Source organism: Aquitalea sp. USM4, assembly GCF_004328945.1.
Taxonomy (GTDB): domain Bacteria; phylum Pseudomonadota; class Gammaproteobacteria; order Burkholderiales; family Chromobacteriaceae; genus Aquitalea; species Aquitalea pelogenes.
Window position 1 is genome coordinate 3,709,399 of record NZ_CP029539.1, and the last position, 19,210, is coordinate 3,728,608.

The following is a 19,210-nucleotide window of genomic DNA, read 5'->3' on the forward strand; positions in this document are numbered from 1 at the left end:
TGGTATGGATGGGATTCGGGGCGATGCGGCTATCGCCCCCTTTTTTTGCCTGTCGCGTATGCCATGAAAAAAGCCTGCCGTCATGTTCCGGCAGGCTCTGGTATTTCTGGATGGATCAGGCGGCGGTGGGGCTGGCCGGCAAGGGTGACAGCGCTTCGATCAGTGCCACTTCCTGAGAGTAAGACAGGTTCTTCATCTTGAGCAGCAGGGCTTCGCCATCCACCTTGAAGTGCTGGTCCAGCTCCTCGTCGATCATGCAGGTTTCCACTGCCAGCCATACGCCGCGGCAGGAGGCTGCTTCTTCAAAGCGTACATTCTTCAGTACGTGGGCAATCAATTGCAGCTCGGCGTCGCTAAACTGGCGCGACAGTACGGCTTGTTCACGACGCACGATTTCCGCGTAGCGGTCGCAAATCTGCTGTACCCGCGCTTCGTCACCATAATGATGCGGCTCGGCGGTGCCGCTCAGGTCGGTGTGATCAAACCAGGCATCAATCAAGGGTTTCAGCTGCGGCAAGTCCTCCTGCCACACGCGATGCAGTTCATCGCGGAAATGGGCGTTATCGGTAAAGGACAGCTCGTCAAACGGCATGGCCGGCATGACTTGCTCTTCCAGCGTGCGATTGCCCACCCAGATACGGCCTTCTTCGTCACGACTCACTGCGCCGCGCCATACCGATTGTTCTTCGGTGGCCAGGTTGTCGACATGGATTTCGACGTAGGGCAGGGCAGGTTCGTCCAGTCCTTCATCTTCGGTGACCAGGCGCAGGGTGATGTCGAACATGCCGTGCTTGAACACTTCCAGCAGCTGCAGGCCGTCGTCGTGACCTGCCAGGATGAATTTGTCCGGAGTCTCGTAGACTGCCACGTCCGTGGGGTGCTGGGCCGGCTTCATCAGCTTGGCCGACAGCTCGTCTGCCAGCAGGTTGGCGTCGTTGTGATGCACGGCAAAACCGGTGCGATAACCTTCATGTTCATGCCACAGGGCGTCCCAGTCATACATGGTCGACTCCTTGATAATCTGTGTTTGCGTGGATTTTGGCGCGCAGTGTAACCAAATCATCATTGCTTGTCGCGATAATGCTTTGGGTAGTTGGCGCTGTACGTGATAGAATCTTACGATTTTTCCGCTTCAACCGACCGAATTCCGAAAATGACACGACAGATTCGTAATATTGCCATTATTGCCCACGTGGACCATGGCAAAACCACCCTCGTTGACCAGTTGCTGCGCCAGTCCGGCACCTTCCGCGAGAACCAGCAGGTAGATGAACGCGTAATGGACAGCAACGATCTTGAAAAAGAGCGTGGCATTACCATTCTGGCCAAGAACACCGCCATCGATTACGAAGGCGTGCACATCAACATCGTGGACACTCCGGGACACGCCGACTTCGGCGGTGAAGTGGAACGTGTGCTGGGCATGGTAGACGGCGTGCTGCTGCTGGTGGATGCCGTTGAAGGCCCGATGCCGCAAACCCGTTTTGTGACCAAGAAAGCCCTGGCCCTGGGCCTGCGCCCCATCGTGGTGATCAACAAGGTTGACCGTCCGGGCGCACGTCCGGACTGGGTTGTGGACCAAACCTTCGACCTGTTCGACAAACTGGGTGCCACCGACGAACAACTGGACTTCCCCATTATCTACGCTTCCGGCCTGAATGGCTTTGCCAAGCTGGAGCTGGATCAGGAATCCGACAACATGCGTCCGCTGTTCGACACCGTGCTGAAGCATGTTCCGCTGCCGAACGGTAGCGCAGAAGCTCCGCTGCAACTGCAAATCTCCGCACTGGACTATTCCACTTACACCGGCCGCCTGGGTCTGGGCCGCATCCTGAACGGTCGCATCAAGCCGGGTCAGCAAGTAGTGGTGATGAATCACGAAGATCAGGTTGCTTCCGGCCGTATCAACCAGCTGCTGGGCTTCAAGGGCCTGGAGCGTGTGGAAGTGGCTGAAGCCGAAGCCGGTGACATCGTGATCATTTCCGGTATCGAAGACATCGGTATCGGCGTGACCATCTGTGACAAGGACCAACCGGCTGGCTTGCCGGTACTGTCGGTGGACGAACCGACCCTGACTATGGACTTCATGGTGAACTCCTCGCCGCTGGCTGGTACCGAAGGCAAGTTCGTGACCTCGCGTCAGATCCGTGACCGCCTGACCAAGGAACTGCTGACCAACGTTGCCCTGCGCGTTGAAGAAACCGAAGACTCCGACGTGTTCCGTGTGTCCGGTCGTGGTGAATTGCACCTGACCATCCTGCTGGAAAACATGCGTCGCGAAGGCTTTGAAATGGCCGTGGCCAAGCCGCGCGTGGTATTCAAGGAAATCAACGGCGAGAAGTGCGAGCCGTACGAAAACCTGACCATCGACCTGGAAGATGATCACCAGGGTGCCATCATGGAAGAAATCGGTCGTCGCCGTGGCGAGCTGACCAATATGGAATCCGACGGCATGGGTCGTACCCGCCTGGAATACCATATTCCGGCACGTGGTCTGATCGGCTTCCAGTCTGACTTCATGACCATGACCCGTGGTACCGGCCTGATGAGCCACGTATTTGACGACTACGCACCGGTTAAGCCGGACATGCCGGGTCGCCACAACGGCGTGCTGATCTCCCAGGAAAACGGCGAAGCCGTTGCCTATGCACTGTGGAAGCTGGAAGACCGCGGTCGCATGTTTGTTTCCCCGGGCGACAAGCTGTACGAAGGCATGATCATCGGCATTCACAGCCGCGACAACGACCTGGTGGTAAACCCGGTCAAGGGCAAGCAGCTGACCAACGTTCGCGCCTCCGGTACTGACGAAGCCGTACGCCTGACCACCCCGGTGAAGATGACCCTGGAGTCTGCCGTTGAATTCATCGACGACGACGAACTGGTTGAAATCACGCCCAAGTCCATCCGTATCCGCAAGCGCTACCTGCAAGAGCACGAGCGTCGCAAGATGAACAAGCAAGGTTCCTGATCAAAAGGAGCAATGACAAAGGCAGCGAAAGCTGCCTTTTTTGTTATTTGCCTTCATATGTAAGCAAATATTTATTTGACTGGGGGTTATTTGATAGTTATAAATACAAGTGCGAGGTTTCCCGCCTCGTATCTATCCCCGCTAAACGTTTAATCCCGGTCCCCGCCGGGATTTTTTTTGTCCGGGAATAGCCACTACGCGATCAATTCTCCGGTAAGAGTGCCACACATCCATGCTGCTGGTCATCCGGTTTTGCTGCAGGTCTGGTACGGCTTGTCACGGCGGCCATTGACAGTTTGTGTAACTGACGTTCAACTCTTGCGCTTCGCAAGGGGGCTGTTGACGCACGCATCCTGCTCTATCATGGCCAGATCAGTGGCAAGCTTGTCGGTAACTGCCGACGGGCAACGGAGAAAAATCAATGAAATTCCATTTGCTGACCTTGTTGGCGCTCATGTCCGGGCTGGCACCGCTGGCCCAGGCGGGGCGTTCCCTGGTGTTTTGCGCCGAAACCGCACCGGAAGGTTTTGATCCGGCGCTGTGGGATAGCGCCTCTACTTATAATGTGACACGGCAGATTTTTCAGGGCCTGGTCGCATTCAAGCGGGGAGGGACTGACATCATTCCCGCGCTGGCCAGCAAATGGGAGTTATCGGCAGACGGACTGACTTACACATTCCATCTGCGCAAGGGTGTGCGTTTTCAGACGACCGATTATTTCAAGCCAAAGAATACATTTTCTGCTGATGATGTAGTGTTTACCGTGCAGCGCTGGATTGATCCGGCCCAGCCATTCAATCAGGCATTCAAGACCCAGTTGCTGGGTCCGGCCAACTCCGGGCTTGCTCAGTCCATCCAGCGCGTGGAAAAGGTGGATCCCTACACTGTCCGCCTGGTGCTGAAGCAGCGCAATGCTGCCTTCCTGAGCTTCCTGGCCATGGGTTTTGCCGGCATGCAATCGGCCGAGTACGCCAGTCAGCTGTTGCAGCAACATCGGGCAGCCGATATCAACCGCTTTCCGATTGGCACCGGCCCTTATCAATTCAAGAGCTATGCCAAGGACTCGGCCGTGCGCTTTGCTGCCAACCCCTCGTACTGGGGCCGCCCCCAGCAAACCGGCAACCTGATTTTTGCCATCGTTACCGACCCGCAGGTGCGCATCCAGAAGCTGAAAAACAATGAATGCCAGATAGCTGCTGCCGTGCGGGAGGATGATCTGGATGGCTTGCAAGCCGACCCGGCCATCAAGCTGGTCAGCACAGGCGCGATGAACATTTCCTACCTGGCGTTCAACTTACAGCGCCCGCAACTGGCCAAGCGCGAGGTGAGGGAAGCACTGGATATTGCGATTGACCGCAATGCCTTGTTCAAGGCGCTGTTTCCCAAAGGCGGGGCCATCCAGGCCATCAACCCCTATCCGCCCACCGTGTGGAGCTGGAATCCGCGTACCCGCAATGAATACAACCCGGCACGGGCGCGTCAGCTATTGGCCAGGGCAGGCTATCCGGATGGCTTTACCATCAATCTGTGGGCCTTGCCAGTGCAGCGCCCCACCAACCCCAATGGCAAGCTGATGGCGCAGATGATTCAGCAGGACTGGGCCAGAATTGGTGTCAAGACCACCATCCAGAGTTACGAGTGGGGCGAGTATCTGCGCCGTGCCGCGCAGGGTGAGCATGATGTGTACATGAGCGGCGTAACCAGCGACTCCGGCGATCCGGACGATTTTCTGTCGACCTCGCTGTCTTGCGCAGTCAGCAAGGGTGGGCAGCGCTTTTGCAATGCGCAGTTTGATGAGCTGCTCAGCAAGGCAAGGCAGGCATCCGATAAAAAGGAGCGGACAGTTTATTACCTGAAAGCACAGGAAATCTTCAAGCGCGAACGCCCCTGGATCACCATGGCGCATTCACGCATTTATATTCCGCTGCGCAAGGAGGTGGAGGGTTTTGTGATGAACCCGAACGGATCCTTCGGCTTTGAGGATGTCCGGCTGCGCTAGGCGGTTTTGCATCAACTGCCGGCACAATAAGAAAAGGCCGCTTGCGCGGCCTTTCAAGTTTTGCCCTTCATTTTCATGCCGTTTCTGGTGCGTGTCAGCGAGGTCCCCACCCGATGCTGACTGCGCTTACGGCTTGTGCGCACTTCCGGCTACTTCGCATCTTCCCCGATGCTGTTCTCCCGCTGCAGTGGCCCTCCCCAGGGCCGTTCTGCTTGTTCATCCAGTATTCAAGGCTTGTTCTCTTCGTTTGGCTTTGCTTGGCTGTCTGACGCTTTGATCATAACCCTGCTGCATGCCTGCCGCATCATCCACATGACAAAAAACACGAAAATATACTAAGTAAAAATACGTGGTGTAGCAAAAAAGTCATTTTTATTAATCATCGTTAACAAAACATTCGACTACAACGTAATAAATCACATGAAAACTGGCTAGTTTTCACGCTTGCTGCCTGGTCAGATGCTGTCCTTTACATTTTTTCTCCGCAAAAATTAATGCATACAAACGCGTATGTATTTAAAATGCCTGCACTGCATCATGAACTGGGCAGCCATGCACTGGCTCAGCGCAGCTTTCATAAAATCAAGAACTGGAATGTCTATGCACATCAAGCAAGCCACACCCGCACTCAAGGCTGTTGCCGCTTTGCTCCTGACAGCAGCCCTGAGCAGCTGCGGTCAGTCGCAAAATGCCGCCATGCCTGCAGCCGGCCCGGCCAGCGTCGGCGTAATTACGCTGCAGCCGCAGGATACCGTGATCACCCGCGAACTGCCGGCACGCATTTCAGCGTTTACCGTTGCCGAAATCCGCCCCCAGGTTGGCGGCATCATCCAGAAGCGCCTGTTTGCTGAAGGCAGCAACGTCAAGGCAGGCCAGGTTTTGTACCAGATCAACCCCGATACCTATCAGGCCGCATACCAGACCGCACAGGCCAGCCTGGCCAAGGCCGAGGCGACTCTGACATCGGCCGAGCTCAAGGCCAAGCGCTATGCGCAGCTGGTGGAAATCAAGGCAATCAGCAGCCAGGACAATGACGATGCACATGCCGCCTTGCTGCAGGCGCGTGCCGATGTGGCTACTGCCAAGGCCTCGCTGGAAACTGCGCGCATCAACCTGGCTTATACCCGCATTACCGCTCCGGTCAGCGGTCGTATCGGCAAATCCAGCGTGACCGCCGGTGCACTGGTAACTGCCAATCAGACCACGGCGCTGGCTACCGTGCAGCAACTGTCCACCGCCTATGTCGACATGACCCAGTCCAGTACCGAGTTGCTGCGCCTGCGTCGTGATTTTGCCAAGGGCGCTTTGCAGAACCAGGCCGGCAAGGCCAAGGTGAAGCTGATCCTGGAAGACGGCAGCGAATATGCGCACAGCGGTGAACTGGAGTTCTCTGACATCACCGTGGATTCCGGCACCGGCATGGTGACCTTGCGCGCCACCTTTGATAACCCGAATGGCGAACTGCTGCCGGGCATGTTTGTACGTGCCCGCCTGGAGCAGGGCGTGCGTCATAACGCCTTGCTGGTTCCGCAACCAGCTGTCAGCCGCAACCAGAAAGGCGAGGCCGTGGTCATGGTGGTGGGTCAGGATAACAAGGCGCATGCCCGCATCATCAAGACCAGTCAGACCATCGGCGACAAATGGCTGGTGGATGGCGGCTTGCAAGGTGGTGAGCGCATCGTGGTGGAAGGCTTGATGAAGGTGCAGGATGGCGCCGCTGTCAAAGCCGAGCCGCTGAAAACCAATGCCTCTGCCGCCAAGTAAATCAGGGAAAGATTCATGTCCAAATTTTTTATCGACCGGCCAATCTTTGCCTGGGTGATTGCCATCGTGATCATGCTGGCGGGTTTGTTGTCGATCCGCAGCCTGCCGATATCGCAATATCCGGCCATTGCACCGCCGCAGATCGCCATCAATGCCACCTATCCGGGTGCATCGGCCAAAACCGTTGAAGACAGTGTCACTCAGGTGATCGAGCAAAAAATGCAGGGTATCGACCACCTGCGTTACATGAACTCCACCAGTGATGACACCGGTGCTGTCACCATCACCATGACCTTTGATGCTGGTACCAATCCGGATACCGCGCAGGTACAGGTGCAGAACAAGTTGCAATCGGCCATGGCCACCTTGCCCACCGTGGTGCAGCAGCAGGGCATTACTGTCACCAAATCGGCACGTAACTTCCTGATGGTGGTGGGTTTTGTGTCCGAAGACGGCAGCATGACCGGCACCGACCTGGGCGATTACGTTGCCAGTAACCTGCAGGACTCACTCAGCCGGGTAAATGGTGTGGGTGAAGTATCGCTGTTCGGTTCGCAATACGCGATGCGTATCTGGCTGGACCCGAACAAGCTCAACAGCTACCAGTTGACCACGGCCGATGTCACCAGTGCCATTACCGCACAGAATGCCCAGGTTTCTGCTGGTCAACTGGGTGGTCTGCCTGCCAAGCCGGGTCAGCAACTCAATGCAACCATCGTCGCGCAAACCCGTTTGTCCAGCGCCGAGCAGTTTGGCAAGATCCTGCTGAAGGTAAATGCCGATGGCTCGCGCGTGCTGCTGAAAAACGTGGCCCGTATCGAACTGGGTGCCGAAACCTATCGCACCAAGGCCTTGTTCAACGGCAAACCGGCAACCGGTGTGGCCATCAAACTGGCCAGTGGTGCCAATGCGCTGGATACCGCCCAGGCAGTGCGCAACAAGGTTGCCGAACTGTCGGCCTATTTTCCCAAGGGCGTGAAGGCGGTTTACCCATACGACACCACCCCCTTCGTGAAGATTTCCATCGAAGAAGTGGTCAAGACGCTGGTGGAAGCCATTGGCCTGGTGTTTGTGGTGATGTATGTATTCCTGCAAAACTTCCGCGCCACGCTGATTCCGACCATCGCCGTACCAGTAGTGCTGCTGGGTACCTTTGGCGTGATGGCGGCCACCGGCTTTTCCATCAACACGCTGACCATGTTCGGCCTGGTGCTGGCCATCGGCCTGCTGGTGGACGATGCCATCGTGGTGGTGGAAAACGTGGAACGGGTGATGAGCGAGGAGGGCTTGCCGCCGCGTGAAGCCACGCGCAAATCCATGGGCCAGATTACCGGCGCACTGATCGGCATTGCGCTGGTGCTGGCTGCGGTATTCGTGCCGATGGCCTTCTTTGGCGGCTCTACTGGTGTCATCTACCGTCAGTTCTCCATTACCGTGGTGTCGTCGATGGCGCTGTCGGTCCTGGTGGCACTGGTGCTGACCCCGGCCTTGTGCGCCACCTTGCTCAAGCCGGTTGAAAAAGGCCATGGCGTCGGCCATGAATACACCGGCGTGTTTGGCTGGTTCAACCGCACCTTCGACCGCAACAACGAGCGCTACCAGAGCATCGTGTCGCGCATGCTGAACAAGACTTTCCGCTACATGGTGATCTACACCGGCATCATCATTGCCATGACGGTGCTGTTCATGCGGCTGCCCACCTCCTTCCTGCCGGAAGAAGACCAGGGCATCCTGTTTACCCAGGTGCAATTGCCGCCGGGAGCCACCCGGGAACGTACCGATGCGGCATTGCTGCAAGTGCAAAAGCATTTCCTGAACGATCCGGCTGTCAGCTCGCTGTTTACCGTATCGGGCTTCAGTTTTGCCGGTAGCGGCCAGAACATGGGCCTGGGTTTTGTCCAGCTCAAACCGTGGGATGAGCGCAATCGCCCCGACCTGAGCGTCAAGGCTGTGGCTGGTCGCGCCATGGGTGCATTCAGCCAGATTCGCGACGCGATGATCTTCGCCTTTGCGCCTCCGGCCGTGATGGAACTGGGTAATGCCTCCGGCTTCGACCTGCAATTGCAAGACCGTGCCGGTCTTGGGCATGACAAGCTGATGGCGGCGCGTAACCAGTTGCTGGGCATGGCAGCGAAAAATCCCAAGCTGATGGCCGTGCGCCCCAACGGCCTGAGTGACAACCCGCAATACCTGCTGGATGTGGACCACGAAAAAGCCAATGCGCTGGGTGTTTCCGTCTCCGACATCAATACCACCCTGAGTACCGCCATTGGTTCCAGCTACGTCAACGACTTCATTGATCGTGGCCGCATCAAGAAGGTATATCTGCAAGGTGATGCGCCATACCGTATGTCGCCGGAAGACCTGACCAACTGGTATGTACGTAACAGCAGCGGTGCCATGGTGCCTTTCTCGGCCTTTGCCAGTTCGCACTGGGGCTTCGGTTCGCCGCGGCTGGAGCGCTATAACGGCCAGTCGTCGGTGGAAATCCAGGGCTCCCCGGCTGCTGGAGTGAGTACCGGTACCGCCATGGCGGAAATGGAAAACATGATCAAGCAGCTGCCTGCCGGCATCGGTTTTGAATGGACCGGCCTGTCGTACGAAGAGCGCCTGTCCGGCTCGCAGGCACCTGCGCTGTACGCCATTTCGCTGCTGATCGTGTTCCTGTGCCTGGCTGCCCTGTATGAAAGCTGGTCGATTCCGTTCTCGGTGATGATGGTGGTGCCGCTGGGTGTGATTGGTGCCTTGCTGGCAGCCAGCTTGCGCGGCCTTACCAATGACGTGTATTTCCAGGTGGGTTTGCTTACCACCATTGGTCTGGCGGCGAAAAACGCCATCCTGATCGTGGAGTTTGCCAAAGAGCAGCAAGAACACGGCAAGGAGTTGATTGCCGCCACCATGGAAGCAGTCCGCATGCGTCTGCGCCCCATCCTGATGACCTCGCTGGCCTTCATTCTGGGTATCTTGCCGTTGGTGATCAGCCATGGCGCGGGTTCCGGCAGTCAGAACGCCATTGGTACCGGCGTGATGGGCGGCATGATCTCCGCCACCGTACTGGCGATTTTCCTGGTTCCGGTATTTTTCGTGGTCGTCCGCCGTCGCTTCCCGCCCAAGAAACTGGCGGATGACATGCACGGCATCAGCAAGGAGGGCCTGTAATGTCCCGCTTCATCAAGGTTTTCAGCCTGGGCATGCTTGCCAGTGCGCTGGCAGGCTGCTCGCTGATTCCGGTGTATCAGCAGCCGGCCAATGTATTGCCCGCCCAGTGGCCCACCGGTCCGGCGTATCAGGGTGTTCCGGCCGACAAGGCCGGCAGTGCCGATGCCGCACAACTGGCATGGCAGCAATTTTTTACCGACCCTGTCATGCAGCGGCTGATACGCCTGGCGCTGGAAAACAACCGCGACCTGCGCGTGGCTGCCCTGAATATCGAAACGGCGCGCGCAAGTTACCAGATCCAGAAGGCAAACCTGTTCCCGGCCATCAGTGCCAGTGGCAGTGGTACCAATCAGCGGATTTCCGCCAATAGCAGCAGCACCGGCAGCGCGTATATCAGCCACAGCTACAGTGCCGGAATCGGTTTCAGTTCTTACGAACTGGATGTGTTTGGCCGCTTGTCCAGCCTGAAGCAGCAAGCGCTGGAAAATTTCTTCTCGCTGGAAGAAACCCGGCGCAGTACGCAGATTTCGCTGGTTGCCGAAGTGGCCAATGCCTACCTGACCCTGCTGGCGGACCGCCAGCATCTGAAAGTGGCAGAAAACACACTGCAGTCACAGCTTGCTTCGCTTGAGCTGACACGCCGCAAGCTGGAGCTGGGTGCCGCTACCGATCTGGACCTCAGCAGTGCGGAAACCACGGTGCAATCCGCCCAGTCGGCCCAGGCCAGTTACCAGAGCCAGGTAGCGCAGGACGAAAACGCGCTGACGTTGCTACTTGGCACGGCGCTGCCGGAAGATCTGCGCAGCAGCAATGCCCAGCTGCAGCCGGGTCAGTTGGCAGATCTGCCCGCCGGGCTGCCATCATCGCTATTGCAGCGTCGCCCGGATATTCTGGCGGCCGAGCACGACCTGAAAGCCGCGGATGCCAATATCGGTGCGGCACGGGCCAAGTTCTTCCCCAGTATCAGCCTGACGGCAAGTGCCGGAGCCAGCTCCAGCAATTTGTCCGATCTGTTCAAGGCCGGTAGCGGGGCCTGGTCGTTCAGCCCGTCCATCAACCTGCCCATTTTCAATGCCGGCAGCCTGAGCGCCAATCTTGAATCGGCAAAAGTGGCACGGGAAATCGCGGTCGCCAAGTACGACAAGGCTGTGCAGACTGCATTCCGTGAAGTGTCCGACGCGCTGGCAATCCGTGGCACGGTGGGCACTCAGCTGAAGGCACAGCAGGCACTGGTGCAGTCCAGTCAGCGCAGCATGCAGTTGTCCGAGGCGCGCTTCAAGGCGGGTATCGACAGCTATCTGACCTTGCTGGTGGCACAGCGCACGCTCTACACCGCGCAGCAGGACCTGATTAGCACGCAACTGTCGCAAGCTTCCAATCTGGTGACGCTGTACAAGGTGCTGGGTGGCGGCTGGCAGCCAGTGGAGCAGGGCAGCAAAGGCGGGTAGAATTCCGGCCTTTCTGCTGGCAGGGGAGTGCCTGGTGGTGCTCCCCGACAATACAGAATGACCGGGCAATGTACCCGGTCATCTTTTCCGGATTGATGACGCAATGGCACGCAAGACTAAAGAAGAAGCTGACAAGACAAGGCATCTGTTGCTGGATGCAGCAGAACATCTGTTCTGGGAACAGGGCGTCAGCAAAACCACGCTGGCCAGCATTGCCGAGCACGCAGGCCTGACGCGTGGTGCCATTTACTGGCATTTCGACAACAAGGCCGACTTGTTCAACGCCATGTGTGATCGCGCATTTCCGCCATTTGCCGAGATGATGGATGTCTTGTTGCAGGCCGGACATTGCCCGGAGCTCAACCCTGCACAGCGCTTGTGGCTGCACAGCTGCGGGGTGCTGCGGCTGGTAACCACCACGCCACGCATTGCACGGGTCATCGGCATCATCAACCTGCGCTGTGAATACGTGGGTGAAATGCAAAATTCGCATTTGATGGACCGCAACTGGCTGATGGAAAAAATAGGCAATCTGCATACCATCCTCAGCCAGGCTGCCGAGGCCGGATTGGTGCGCCCGGGAATAGACTTGCGCTGCGCTGCGGGCTGCCTGCACTCCACCATCTGTGGCCTGATCGACAGCTGGTTGCTCAATCAGGTGGTTGACCTGGTGCAGGATACCGACAAACTGCTGACTCCGTTTTTTGCCGGAGTGTTTCAGAATGAGTGCTGGCTGCGCAAGTCTCCTGCGCACAACTGATTGTTCACAACAGACTGTCCATGCATGCCAATTCTGACTACACTGTCATGCGCGGCCATGGCCTGTAGTTCAGGCTGGCTGGCCCGCATGGCTAACTGTTGATGTCAGCGAGTAAACAATGTTTAAAAAGATATTCGGCGGCCTGCTCAATCGGGGAGAGCAGGTCACACCGGAAGCCCCCTCTGTAGCCCAGCCGCCGGCCCCGGCGGAAGAAGCTACCAGCCACAGTGCACCGCTCAATCTGCCACAGACCCTGGGCTTTGTTTCCCATCAGCCTATCCAGGACAAGTCCCAGCGCATTGTTGCCTATGAGTTTTCCGTCAAGGACGGGCTGAGTGGCAGCCGCACTCCCGCAGGCCGGCGCACGTTTGACCGGGTGTTGTTCAGCACACTGAAGAACATGAACATCTTCCGCCTGCTGACTTTTCGCCGCGCCTTCATTCATGTCTCGCTCGCCTCACTAGATGATTTGCCGTCGCTGGAACTGCCATCCGACAGCACCATTTACATGCTCGACTTACTGGAAGGCGAGCAGCTCACCGAAGACCTGATTACCCAGCTTGATGGCTTGCGTGGAGCAGGGCTGCGCTTTGCCGTTGAACCGGCACGTTACGGCAGCAGCCCCACCGCATTGGCGCTGTACCAGCGACTGGATTACCTGGTGCTGGATTTTGCCGCGCCCAATACCCGTGCCTTGTTTCCCTTGCTGGAACAACTGCCGCAGCGCTACCCGCAACTGCGCTGGCTGGCACGCAACATCAACACCGCCGAAGAGCTGGCCTTGTGCCGCCATGCCAAGAATAATGACCGCTTTGCCCTGTTTCATGGCTCCTATCTGTCAGTTGCGCAGCAGAAGGTAAGCCAGAAAGAGGGCGCAAATCAGGGCAGGGTGCTGGAAATCATGCGCCTGCTGCGTGCCAATGCACCCACCGCAGAAGTGGAAGCCCAGTTCAAGCTGGATTCGGTATTGCTGTTCAAGCTGCTGCGCTTTGTCAATTCGCCGGTCAACGGCCTGTCTCGCAAGATCCAGACCATTGAAGAAGGGTTGATGCTGCTGGGGCGCAATGCCTTGTTCAAATGGCTGTCCCTGCTACTGTTCACCTCGGAAAGTGATAGCGGTGCAACCCTGTCCTTGCTGGAAAAATCGCTGATCCGAGCCCATTTCATGGAAGAACTCGGCATCGTACGCGGCAACAAGCTGGAAGCCGAACACCTGTTCCTGACCGGCATGTTCTCCTTGCTAGGCGACCTGCTTAACATGCCTTTGAGAGAGGCGTTGGAGCCGCTTGACCTGCCATTCATGATTTCTGATGCCCTGTTGCACGACAAAGGCCTGTTTGTAGCGCCATTGCAGCTGGCGAAAGCCTGTGAACAGGATGACAGCGACAGCATCACCTGGCTGGCTGCCAGCATGGAAGTCGACATTGGCCAGGTGAATAGTGTCTATATGGAAGCCGTGGTCTGGGCGCAAGAAGTACTGAGCGAAAGCGAAGTACAAAGTAATGTCGATAGCGTCTGACCCGTCAGCTGCAGTAGTGAAAAGGCCCCACGGGGCCTTTTTTGATATGCAAAGCCAGCAGCTGAAGTGCGGGCTGAGAAACGTTGACTGTTTGTTGTCATGCATGGAGTTGCATGGATGGGATATATATTATTTGACATAATATATATTATACGAACTAACGTATCTCCACTCAGAGAATTACTTATGGAAGCAAATGACTTCTCAGTTATCGTTCGCATCAGTACCATGTACTTCCCCATCCACCTGACGGAAAGATACGAATCATGCAATATCGCAAGCTGGGCGACACTGATGTTTCGGTGAGCGTGATTGCCCTGGGTACCATGACCTGGGGAGAACAGAATACGGAAGCCGAAGCCCATAGCCAGATTGACCTGGCGCTGGAGCATGGTGTGAACCTGCTGGATGCGGCTGAAATGTATCCGGTGCCGCCTCGTCCTGAAACACAAGGTCTGACAGAGTCCTATATCGGCAGCTGGCTGAAGAAAACCGGTCAGCGTGATCGTATCGTATTGGCCAGCAAGGCGGCGGGTCCTGCGACGGACCCCAAGCGACCCAGCCATTTTCGCGATGGCAACCCCCACTTTGATCGCAAGAATTTGACTCAGGCGCTGAACGACAGCCTGCGTCGTCTCCAGACCGATTACCTCGATCTGTACCAGCTGCATTGGCCGGACCGTAACGCCAATACCTTTGGTACTCTGGGTTTTCCCTGGCAGGATGATCCGGCAGGCAGTACGCCGATTGAAGAAACGCTGTCCGTCCTGCAGGAGTTCATTCGCGATGGAAAAATCCGCGCCATCGGTCTGTCCAATGAAACGCCGTGGGGCGTGGCGCAGTTTCTGAAAGCATCCGAAAACCTTGGCCTGCCGCGTGTGGTGAGTATTCAGAACCCGTACAGCCTGCTGAACCGGCTGTATGAAATTGGCTTGTCAGAGTTCAGCCGACGGGAAAATGTCGGTTTGCTGGCCTATTCGCCGTTGGCCTTTGGTGTGCTGACGGGCAAATACCTGAATGGTGCACGTCCGGCAGGCGGCCGTCTGACCTTGTTTGATCGCTTTACCCGTTACAGCAGCCCGACAGCTGCCGAGGCAAGCAAGGCCTATGTTGAGCTGGCGCTGCAGCATGGGATCAGCCCGGCACAACTGGCACTCGCCTTTGTCAACAGTCGTCCGTTTGTCACCAGTAATATCATTGGTGCGACCACGCTGGCGCAGTTGCAGGAAAATCTGGATAGCATCCATGTCACGCTGAGTGATGAAATCCTGCAGCAGCTGGAAGCCATTCATGCACGGATTCCCAACCCCTGCCCTTGATCTGGTCACTCATGCATGAAAAAAGCCCTGCTTTGCAGGGCTTTTTATTGAAATGCTCAAGCAAGACGCTCAGGCGATTTCTTTTTCACGCTGATACATGGCATAGCTGAAAATCGGCCAGCCGGAAGCCAGAGCCTGTTCCAGGGTCAGTTGCTGCGGCTGCCAGTGTTCCGGCTGCTCGTCGTCAAATTCACCGAAAACATCATACAGCGTAGCCGACAGTACATCGTCCAGCTCATCAGCCGACTTCATCTCAACAATAATGAAGTCATACATTTTTTCCCATTCGCTGGAATTGCGCATCGGAACCTTGAAGAACACCATACTGATACTCCTGTTTGTCATGCTGACCGCAAGAAGGCTGCGGTCATGCTTGCTGATTTAACGGCGCTATCTTAACCATTTGGCGCAAATAGTTCACCTCCAAATGCGCGCATTCATTCATCACTTCCCTCTTCTGCCGCATCACTCAGCAGGTGTCCGGGGAGTTGCTTGTGATGCTTGATCCCCATCTTGCGCAGCCGTTCGGCACTGGACAGCAGGTTGCCGCGTCCGGACGACAGCTGACGCATGGCATCGCCAAATACCTCACGGGAGTTGTCCAGTTGTTTGCCCAGTTTTTCCATATTGCCGACAAAGCCGGCGAATTTGTCGTACATGGCGCCACTTTGGCGGGCAATTTCCTGAGCGTTCTGGTTCTGGTACTCATAGCGCCAGATGCTGGCCACGGTGCGTAGCGTTGCCAGCAAGGTGCTGGGACCGACAATCATGATGCGGCGTTCAAAAGCCTCATTGAACAAGCTCATGTCATGCTGCACGGCCAGCAGGTACGCGGGCTCCACCGGAATGAACATGAAGACAAAATCGACAGTGTTGAGCCGGTACAGGTCTTGATAACGCTTTTCCGACAGGCTGCGGATATGCTGGCGAATGGCCGCCACGTGTGCTTTCAGGGCCTGTTCGCGCGCATCTTCATCACTGGCTGCCACATAGCGTACATAGGCGTTGAGGCTGACTTTGGAGTCGACAACCAGTTGCTTGCCTTCCGGCAGGTCGATAACCACATCGGGCTGGTAGCGTTTGAGGCCATCTTCCGTTTCCAGAACATCAGATACCTGAACCCGGTATTCACGATCCCGGCTCAGGCCCGACGTTTCCAGCACCTTCTCCAGCACCATCTCTCCCCAGTTGCCCTGGGCCTTGTTATTGCTGCCGGTCAGTGCCTGGGTCAGTGCGATGGCGTCCTGATTCAGGCGGGTGTTCATTTCTTGCAGGCGGCGCAATTCCTGCTCCAGGCTCAGGCGTTCCTTGGAGTCCTTGTCGTAGGTGTCCTGCACCAGTTTGCCAAAACCCTGGATGCGTTCGTGCAACGGGCCCAGCATGGCACCAAGGCTTTGCTGATTCTGTTCGGCAAAGCGTTTGGACTTTTCTTCCAGGATGTCATTGGCCAGTGCCTTGAACTGATTGCTCAGCGTTTCTTTGGCCTCGGTCAGCAAGGCCAGTTTTTCCGCCGCTTGCTGCCTTTCCATTTGCAGCATGGTTTGCAGTTCCTGCTCCCGGTTGCTCAACCGGACCAGCTCCTGCGCCTGCTGTTGAAGTTGCTGGCCTTGCCGCTGCCAGTCATTGCGGGTTTGCTCCAGCTGACGGGCCTGCTCCTGCTTGCTGGCCCAATGCGCGGCTGTTTGTTGCTGCGCTTCGGCCAATTGTGTCCGCAAGTCGTTCAGCTCCCGGGATTGGGCATCAGATTGCCGGCCTAACTGCTGCAATGATTCCTGCAGGGATTCCAGCCTGGCTTGCATGCCTGCCTCTTGCTGCAACCATTGCTGACGCTCAGTTGCGCTGCGCTGCTGCACCCGGAAACAGGCCAGCAAGCTGGCTACCGAGCCTAGCAACAACAGGCCCATTATCAGTTCTGTCATGATTTTCTTTGCTGCAGGATGACAATCAGCCCAGCATAGCGAACAAGATTGATTTTGTACATATTCATGTTGCGGCGCTGCGATCCGAATGGCAGCTTCCTGGAAAATTCTCCGGGCATGTCTCGTTTATTCCGATTTTGTGCTGTTGAACAGCTTGGCAGCCTTACCCTGCCCCTTTGCTGGCTAAACTCGTGCTTTCGAAAACTCGCCATTCTCATACGCCATGTTCGATAGCACGCTTTTCCTTGAGCACCTGCGCCAGCGCAATCCCCATCAGCCGGAATACCTGCAAGCTGTCCACGAAGTATTTGACAGTTTGCAACCCTTCTTGCGGCAGTATCCGCACTACACCGATCAGGCTTTGCTGGAACGTCTGGCGGAGCCTGAACGCATCATCATGTTCCGCGTGTGCTGGACCGATGATCAAGGCAGGGTCCAGGTCAATCGCGGATACCGGGTGCAACACAGCATGGCCATTGGTCCGTACAAGGGCGGGATACGTTTTCATCCTTCGGTCAATCTGTCCGTTCTCAAGTTTCTGGCCTTTGAACAGACACTGAAAAATGCACTGACCACCCTGCCCATGGGCGGTGCCAAAGGCGGGTCGGACTTCGACCCCAAGGGCAAGAGCCAGGGCGAAGTGATGCGCTTTTGCCAGGCCTTTGCCTGCGAGCTTTACCGTCATATCGGTGCCGATACCGATGTCCCGGCGGGTGATATCGGCGTTGGCGGGCGAGAGGTCGCTTACATGGCCGGCATGGTGAAAAAGCTGGGCAACCGCGCTGACTGTGTATTTACCGGCAAAGGCCTGAGTTTTGGCGGCTCGCTGATGCGGCCGGAAGCCACCGGATTCGGCACCGTTTATTTTGCGCAGGAAATGCTGAAGACACGCGGCTTGTCACTGGAAGGCATGCGGGTGAGTGTTTCGGGCTCCGGCAATGTGGCGCAATACGCCATTGCCAAGGCCATGGAGCTGGGTGCCAAGGTCGTGTCCGCTTCCGACTCCAGTGGCACGGTGCTGGATGAGCAGGGCTTCACCCCGGCAAAGCTGACCGAGCTGATGGATGTGAAGAACCGTCACTACGGTCGTATCAGCGACTATGCAGCGCGGCTCGGCCTGCCCTTCTTGCTGGGCAAACGGCCTTGGCAAGTACCAGTGGATGTTGCGCTCCCCTGCGCCACGCAGAACGAGCTGGATGAAGAAGATGCACGTTGCCTGATTGAAAACGGGGTGTGTTGCGTGGCCGAAGGCGCCAATATGCCGTCCACCTGGCAAGCCGTTCAGCGCTTCGAGCAGGCTGGCATCCTGTATGCGCCCGGCAAGGCCAGCAATGCCGGTGGTGTGGCTACGTCAGGACTGGAAATGAGCCAGAATGCGGCGCGACTGAGCTGGACACATGGCGAAGTGGATGCGCGTCTGCATGCCATCATGCAAGGTATTCATCAGGCCTGTGTCAACCACGGGCGTGGAGAGGATGGCCGTGTCAGCTATGTCCGCGGCGCGAATATTGCCGGGTTCGCCAAAGTGGCGGATGCCATGCTGGCGCAAGGGCTGATCTGATAAGACACTGGTTTGCTGGCTAACAAAAACCGGATTCCGGCGCGATAATCCGGTTTTCCCTCAGGCAGGCACCTTGATGCGCCCTTTCTTGATATTCCTGCTGCTGACCAGTCCTGCCTGGGCAGATTCCCCTCCTCTGCCTGCCCATTTGCAGCTGGCCCGGCAACTGCTTGCAGAGGTCAGCCCCGAGCACAACAGCTATCAGCACCATGGCTGGGTACGTTGGCAAGGCGATGCGGGCTTGCTGGGCCGCGCCGAATACAGCACGGTACAAACGGATTGCAGTGGTTTGCTTGATGCCATTTTCCAGCGTACCGACAGTCTGGTGCTGGATGGGGTACGCAGGACTTACTGGAAGGAATACCCCAAGGCCGAGAATTACTACGCGGCAATTGCCGCTGGTCAGGGCTTTGTCCGGCGCGAGCACATGCAGGATGTTGAAGCAGGCGATGTTTTTGCAGCGCGTTATCTGCATGCCAAGGACACCGGCCATGTGATGATCGTCAACAGCAAGCCGCAAGTGCTCAATCCTCCACAACCACCTTTGCAGCCGGGAACCACACAGTGGCTGGTGGAGGTCATCGATTCGGCTGGTGCGCACTGGAAGGGCGATACGCGCTACCGGGAGGATGGCAGCAAGCAAACCGGTATCGGGCGCGGTTTGGTACGCATTTACACCCGAGAGGACGGCAGTCTGGCTGGCTGGGCCTGGTCTGCCGGCCCGGCCAGCAAGTTTCGTGACGACGACCAGCTGGCCATTGGTCAGCCACTTTATCCGCAGTAATCGTCACGCA

At 57.0% G+C, this 19,210-nt stretch carries 13 protein-coding genes; 10 read left to right on the top strand and 3 right to left on the bottom strand.

The window, feature by feature from the left end; all coding sequences use genetic code 11:
- Nucleotides 1-115: 115 nt before the first annotated feature.
- Complete coding sequence (locus DKK66_RS17095) at nt 116-1,003, bottom strand: hypothetical protein (protein ID WP_131360013.1); 888 nt, start codon at nt 1,001-1,003, stop codon at nt 116-118.
- 150 nt (nt 1,004-1,153) lie between these two features.
- On the opposite strand from DKK66_RS17095, the gene typA reads away from it, so the two are divergent.
- The 8 genes from typA (at nt 1,154) to DKK66_RS17135 (ending at nt 14,936) form a co-directional block, all read left to right on the top strand.
- The gene (gene typA / locus DKK66_RS17100; protein WP_131360015.1) at nt 1,154-2,968 is read left to right on the top strand and encodes a translational GTPase TypA; all 1,815 of its coding nucleotides are present in this window, start codon (nt 1,154-1,156) and stop codon (nt 2,966-2,968) included.
- Nucleotides 2,969-3,389: 421 nt separating this feature from the next.
- Complete coding sequence (locus DKK66_RS17105) at nt 3,390-4,967, top strand: ABC transporter substrate-binding protein (protein WP_131360017.1); 1,578 nt, start codon at nt 3,390-3,392, stop codon at nt 4,965-4,967.
- A 600-nt stretch (nt 4,968-5,567) separates the two neighbouring features.
- Nucleotides 5,568-6,731: an efflux RND transporter periplasmic adaptor subunit gene (locus DKK66_RS17110; protein WP_045846969.1), complete on the top strand. Its 1,164-nt coding sequence runs from the start codon at nt 5,568-5,570 to the stop codon at nt 6,729-6,731.
- A gap of 15 nt (nt 6,732-6,746) precedes the next feature.
- Nucleotides 6,747-9,890, top strand: a complete 3,144-nt coding sequence (locus tag DKK66_RS17115) for an efflux RND transporter permease subunit (protein ID WP_131360019.1) — start codon at nt 6,747-6,749, stop codon at nt 9,888-9,890.
- The gene (locus DKK66_RS17120; RefSeq protein WP_131360021.1) at nt 9,890-11,338 is read left to right on the top strand and encodes an efflux transporter outer membrane subunit; all 1,449 of its coding nucleotides are present in this window, start codon (nt 9,890-9,892) and stop codon (nt 11,336-11,338) included. Before DKK66_RS17115 ends, DKK66_RS17120 begins: the two co-directional genes overlap by 1 nt.
- A 103-nt stretch (nt 11,339-11,441) precedes the next feature.
- Nucleotides 11,442-12,098, top strand: coding sequence for a TetR family transcriptional regulator (locus DKK66_RS17125; protein ID WP_131360023.1), 657 nt, complete (start codon nt 11,442-11,444; stop codon nt 12,096-12,098).
- A gap of 118 nt (nt 12,099-12,216) precedes the next feature.
- Complete coding sequence (locus DKK66_RS17130; protein ID WP_131360025.1) at nt 12,217-13,617, top strand: EAL and HDOD domain-containing protein; 1,401 nt, start codon at nt 12,217-12,219, stop codon at nt 13,615-13,617.
- A 266-nt stretch (nt 13,618-13,883) separates the two neighbouring features.
- A complete protein-coding gene (locus DKK66_RS17135) occupies nt 13,884-14,936 on the top strand; it encodes an NADP(H)-dependent aldo-keto reductase (protein ID WP_131360027.1) in 1,053 nt (350 codons plus the stop codon).
- A 69-nt stretch (nt 14,937-15,005) separates the two neighbouring features.
- On the opposite strand, the gene DKK66_RS17140 is transcribed toward DKK66_RS17135, so the two are convergent.
- Together DKK66_RS17140 and rmuC are read right to left on the bottom strand one after the other, a co-directional pair.
- Entirely contained in the window at nt 15,006-15,260 is a 255-nt protein-coding gene (locus DKK66_RS17140) for a hypothetical protein (protein WP_045846938.1), read from the bottom strand.
- Between the two features lie 113 nt (nt 15,261-15,373).
- Nucleotides 15,374-16,855 carry a DNA recombination protein RmuC gene (gene rmuC, locus DKK66_RS17145; RefSeq protein WP_131360029.1) on the bottom strand — a complete coding sequence of 494 codons (1,482 nt, stop codon included), beginning with the start codon at nt 16,853-16,855 and terminating at the stop codon, nt 15,374-15,376.
- Between the two features lie 223 nt (nt 16,856-17,078).
- Here rmuC and gdhA point away from each other — a divergent pair, with 223 nt between their 5' ends.
- Nucleotides 17,079-18,416: an NADP-specific glutamate dehydrogenase gene (gene gdhA, locus DKK66_RS17150; protein ID WP_131360031.1), complete on the top strand. Its 1,338-nt coding sequence runs from the start codon at nt 17,079-17,081 to the stop codon at nt 18,414-18,416.
- A 76-nt stretch (nt 18,417-18,492) separates the two neighbouring features.
- Nucleotides 18,493-19,200 (top strand): hypothetical protein, encoded by a 708-nt coding sequence (locus tag DKK66_RS17155; protein ID WP_131360033.1) that lies wholly within the window; start codon nt 18,493-18,495, stop codon nt 19,198-19,200.
- The last annotated feature ends 10 nt before the right edge of the window (nt 19,201-19,210 follow it).

Bases quoted from the DNA above. Each gene is read 5' to 3' on its own strand.
- DKK66_RS17095 (WP_131360013.1), bottom strand. From the start codon at position 1,003: ATGTATGACTGGGACGCCCTGTGGCATGAACATGAAGGTTATCGCACC.
- typA (WP_131360015.1), top strand. From the start codon at position 1,154: ATGACACGACAGATTCGTAATATTGCCATTATTGCCCACGTGGACCAT.
- DKK66_RS17105 (WP_131360017.1), top strand. From the start codon at position 3,390: ATGAAATTCCATTTGCTGACCTTGTTGGCGCTCATGTCCGGGCTGGCA.
- DKK66_RS17110 (WP_045846969.1), top strand. From the start codon at position 5,568: ATGCACATCAAGCAAGCCACACCCGCACTCAAGGCTGTTGCCGCTTTG.
- DKK66_RS17115 (WP_131360019.1), top strand. From the start codon at position 6,747: ATGTCCAAATTTTTTATCGACCGGCCAATCTTTGCCTGGGTGATTGCC.
- DKK66_RS17120 (WP_131360021.1), top strand. From the start codon at position 9,890: ATGTCCCGCTTCATCAAGGTTTTCAGCCTGGGCATGCTTGCCAGTGCG.
- DKK66_RS17125 (WP_131360023.1), top strand. From the start codon at position 11,442: ATGGCACGCAAGACTAAAGAAGAAGCTGACAAGACAAGGCATCTGTTG.
- DKK66_RS17130 (WP_131360025.1), top strand. From the start codon at position 12,217: ATGTTTAAAAAGATATTCGGCGGCCTGCTCAATCGGGGAGAGCAGGTC.
- DKK66_RS17135 (WP_131360027.1), top strand. From the start codon at position 13,884: ATGCAATATCGCAAGCTGGGCGACACTGATGTTTCGGTGAGCGTGATT.
- DKK66_RS17140 (WP_045846938.1), bottom strand. From the start codon at position 15,260: ATGGTGTTCTTCAAGGTTCCGATGCGCAATTCCAGCGAATGGGAAAAA.
- rmuC (WP_131360029.1), bottom strand. From the start codon at position 16,855: ATGACAGAACTGATAATGGGCCTGTTGTTGCTAGGCTCGGTAGCCAGC.
- gdhA (WP_131360031.1), top strand. From the start codon at position 17,079: ATGTTCGATAGCACGCTTTTCCTTGAGCACCTGCGCCAGCGCAATCCC.
- DKK66_RS17155 (WP_131360033.1), top strand. From the start codon at position 18,493: ATGCGCCCTTTCTTGATATTCCTGCTGCTGACCAGTCCTGCCTGGGCA.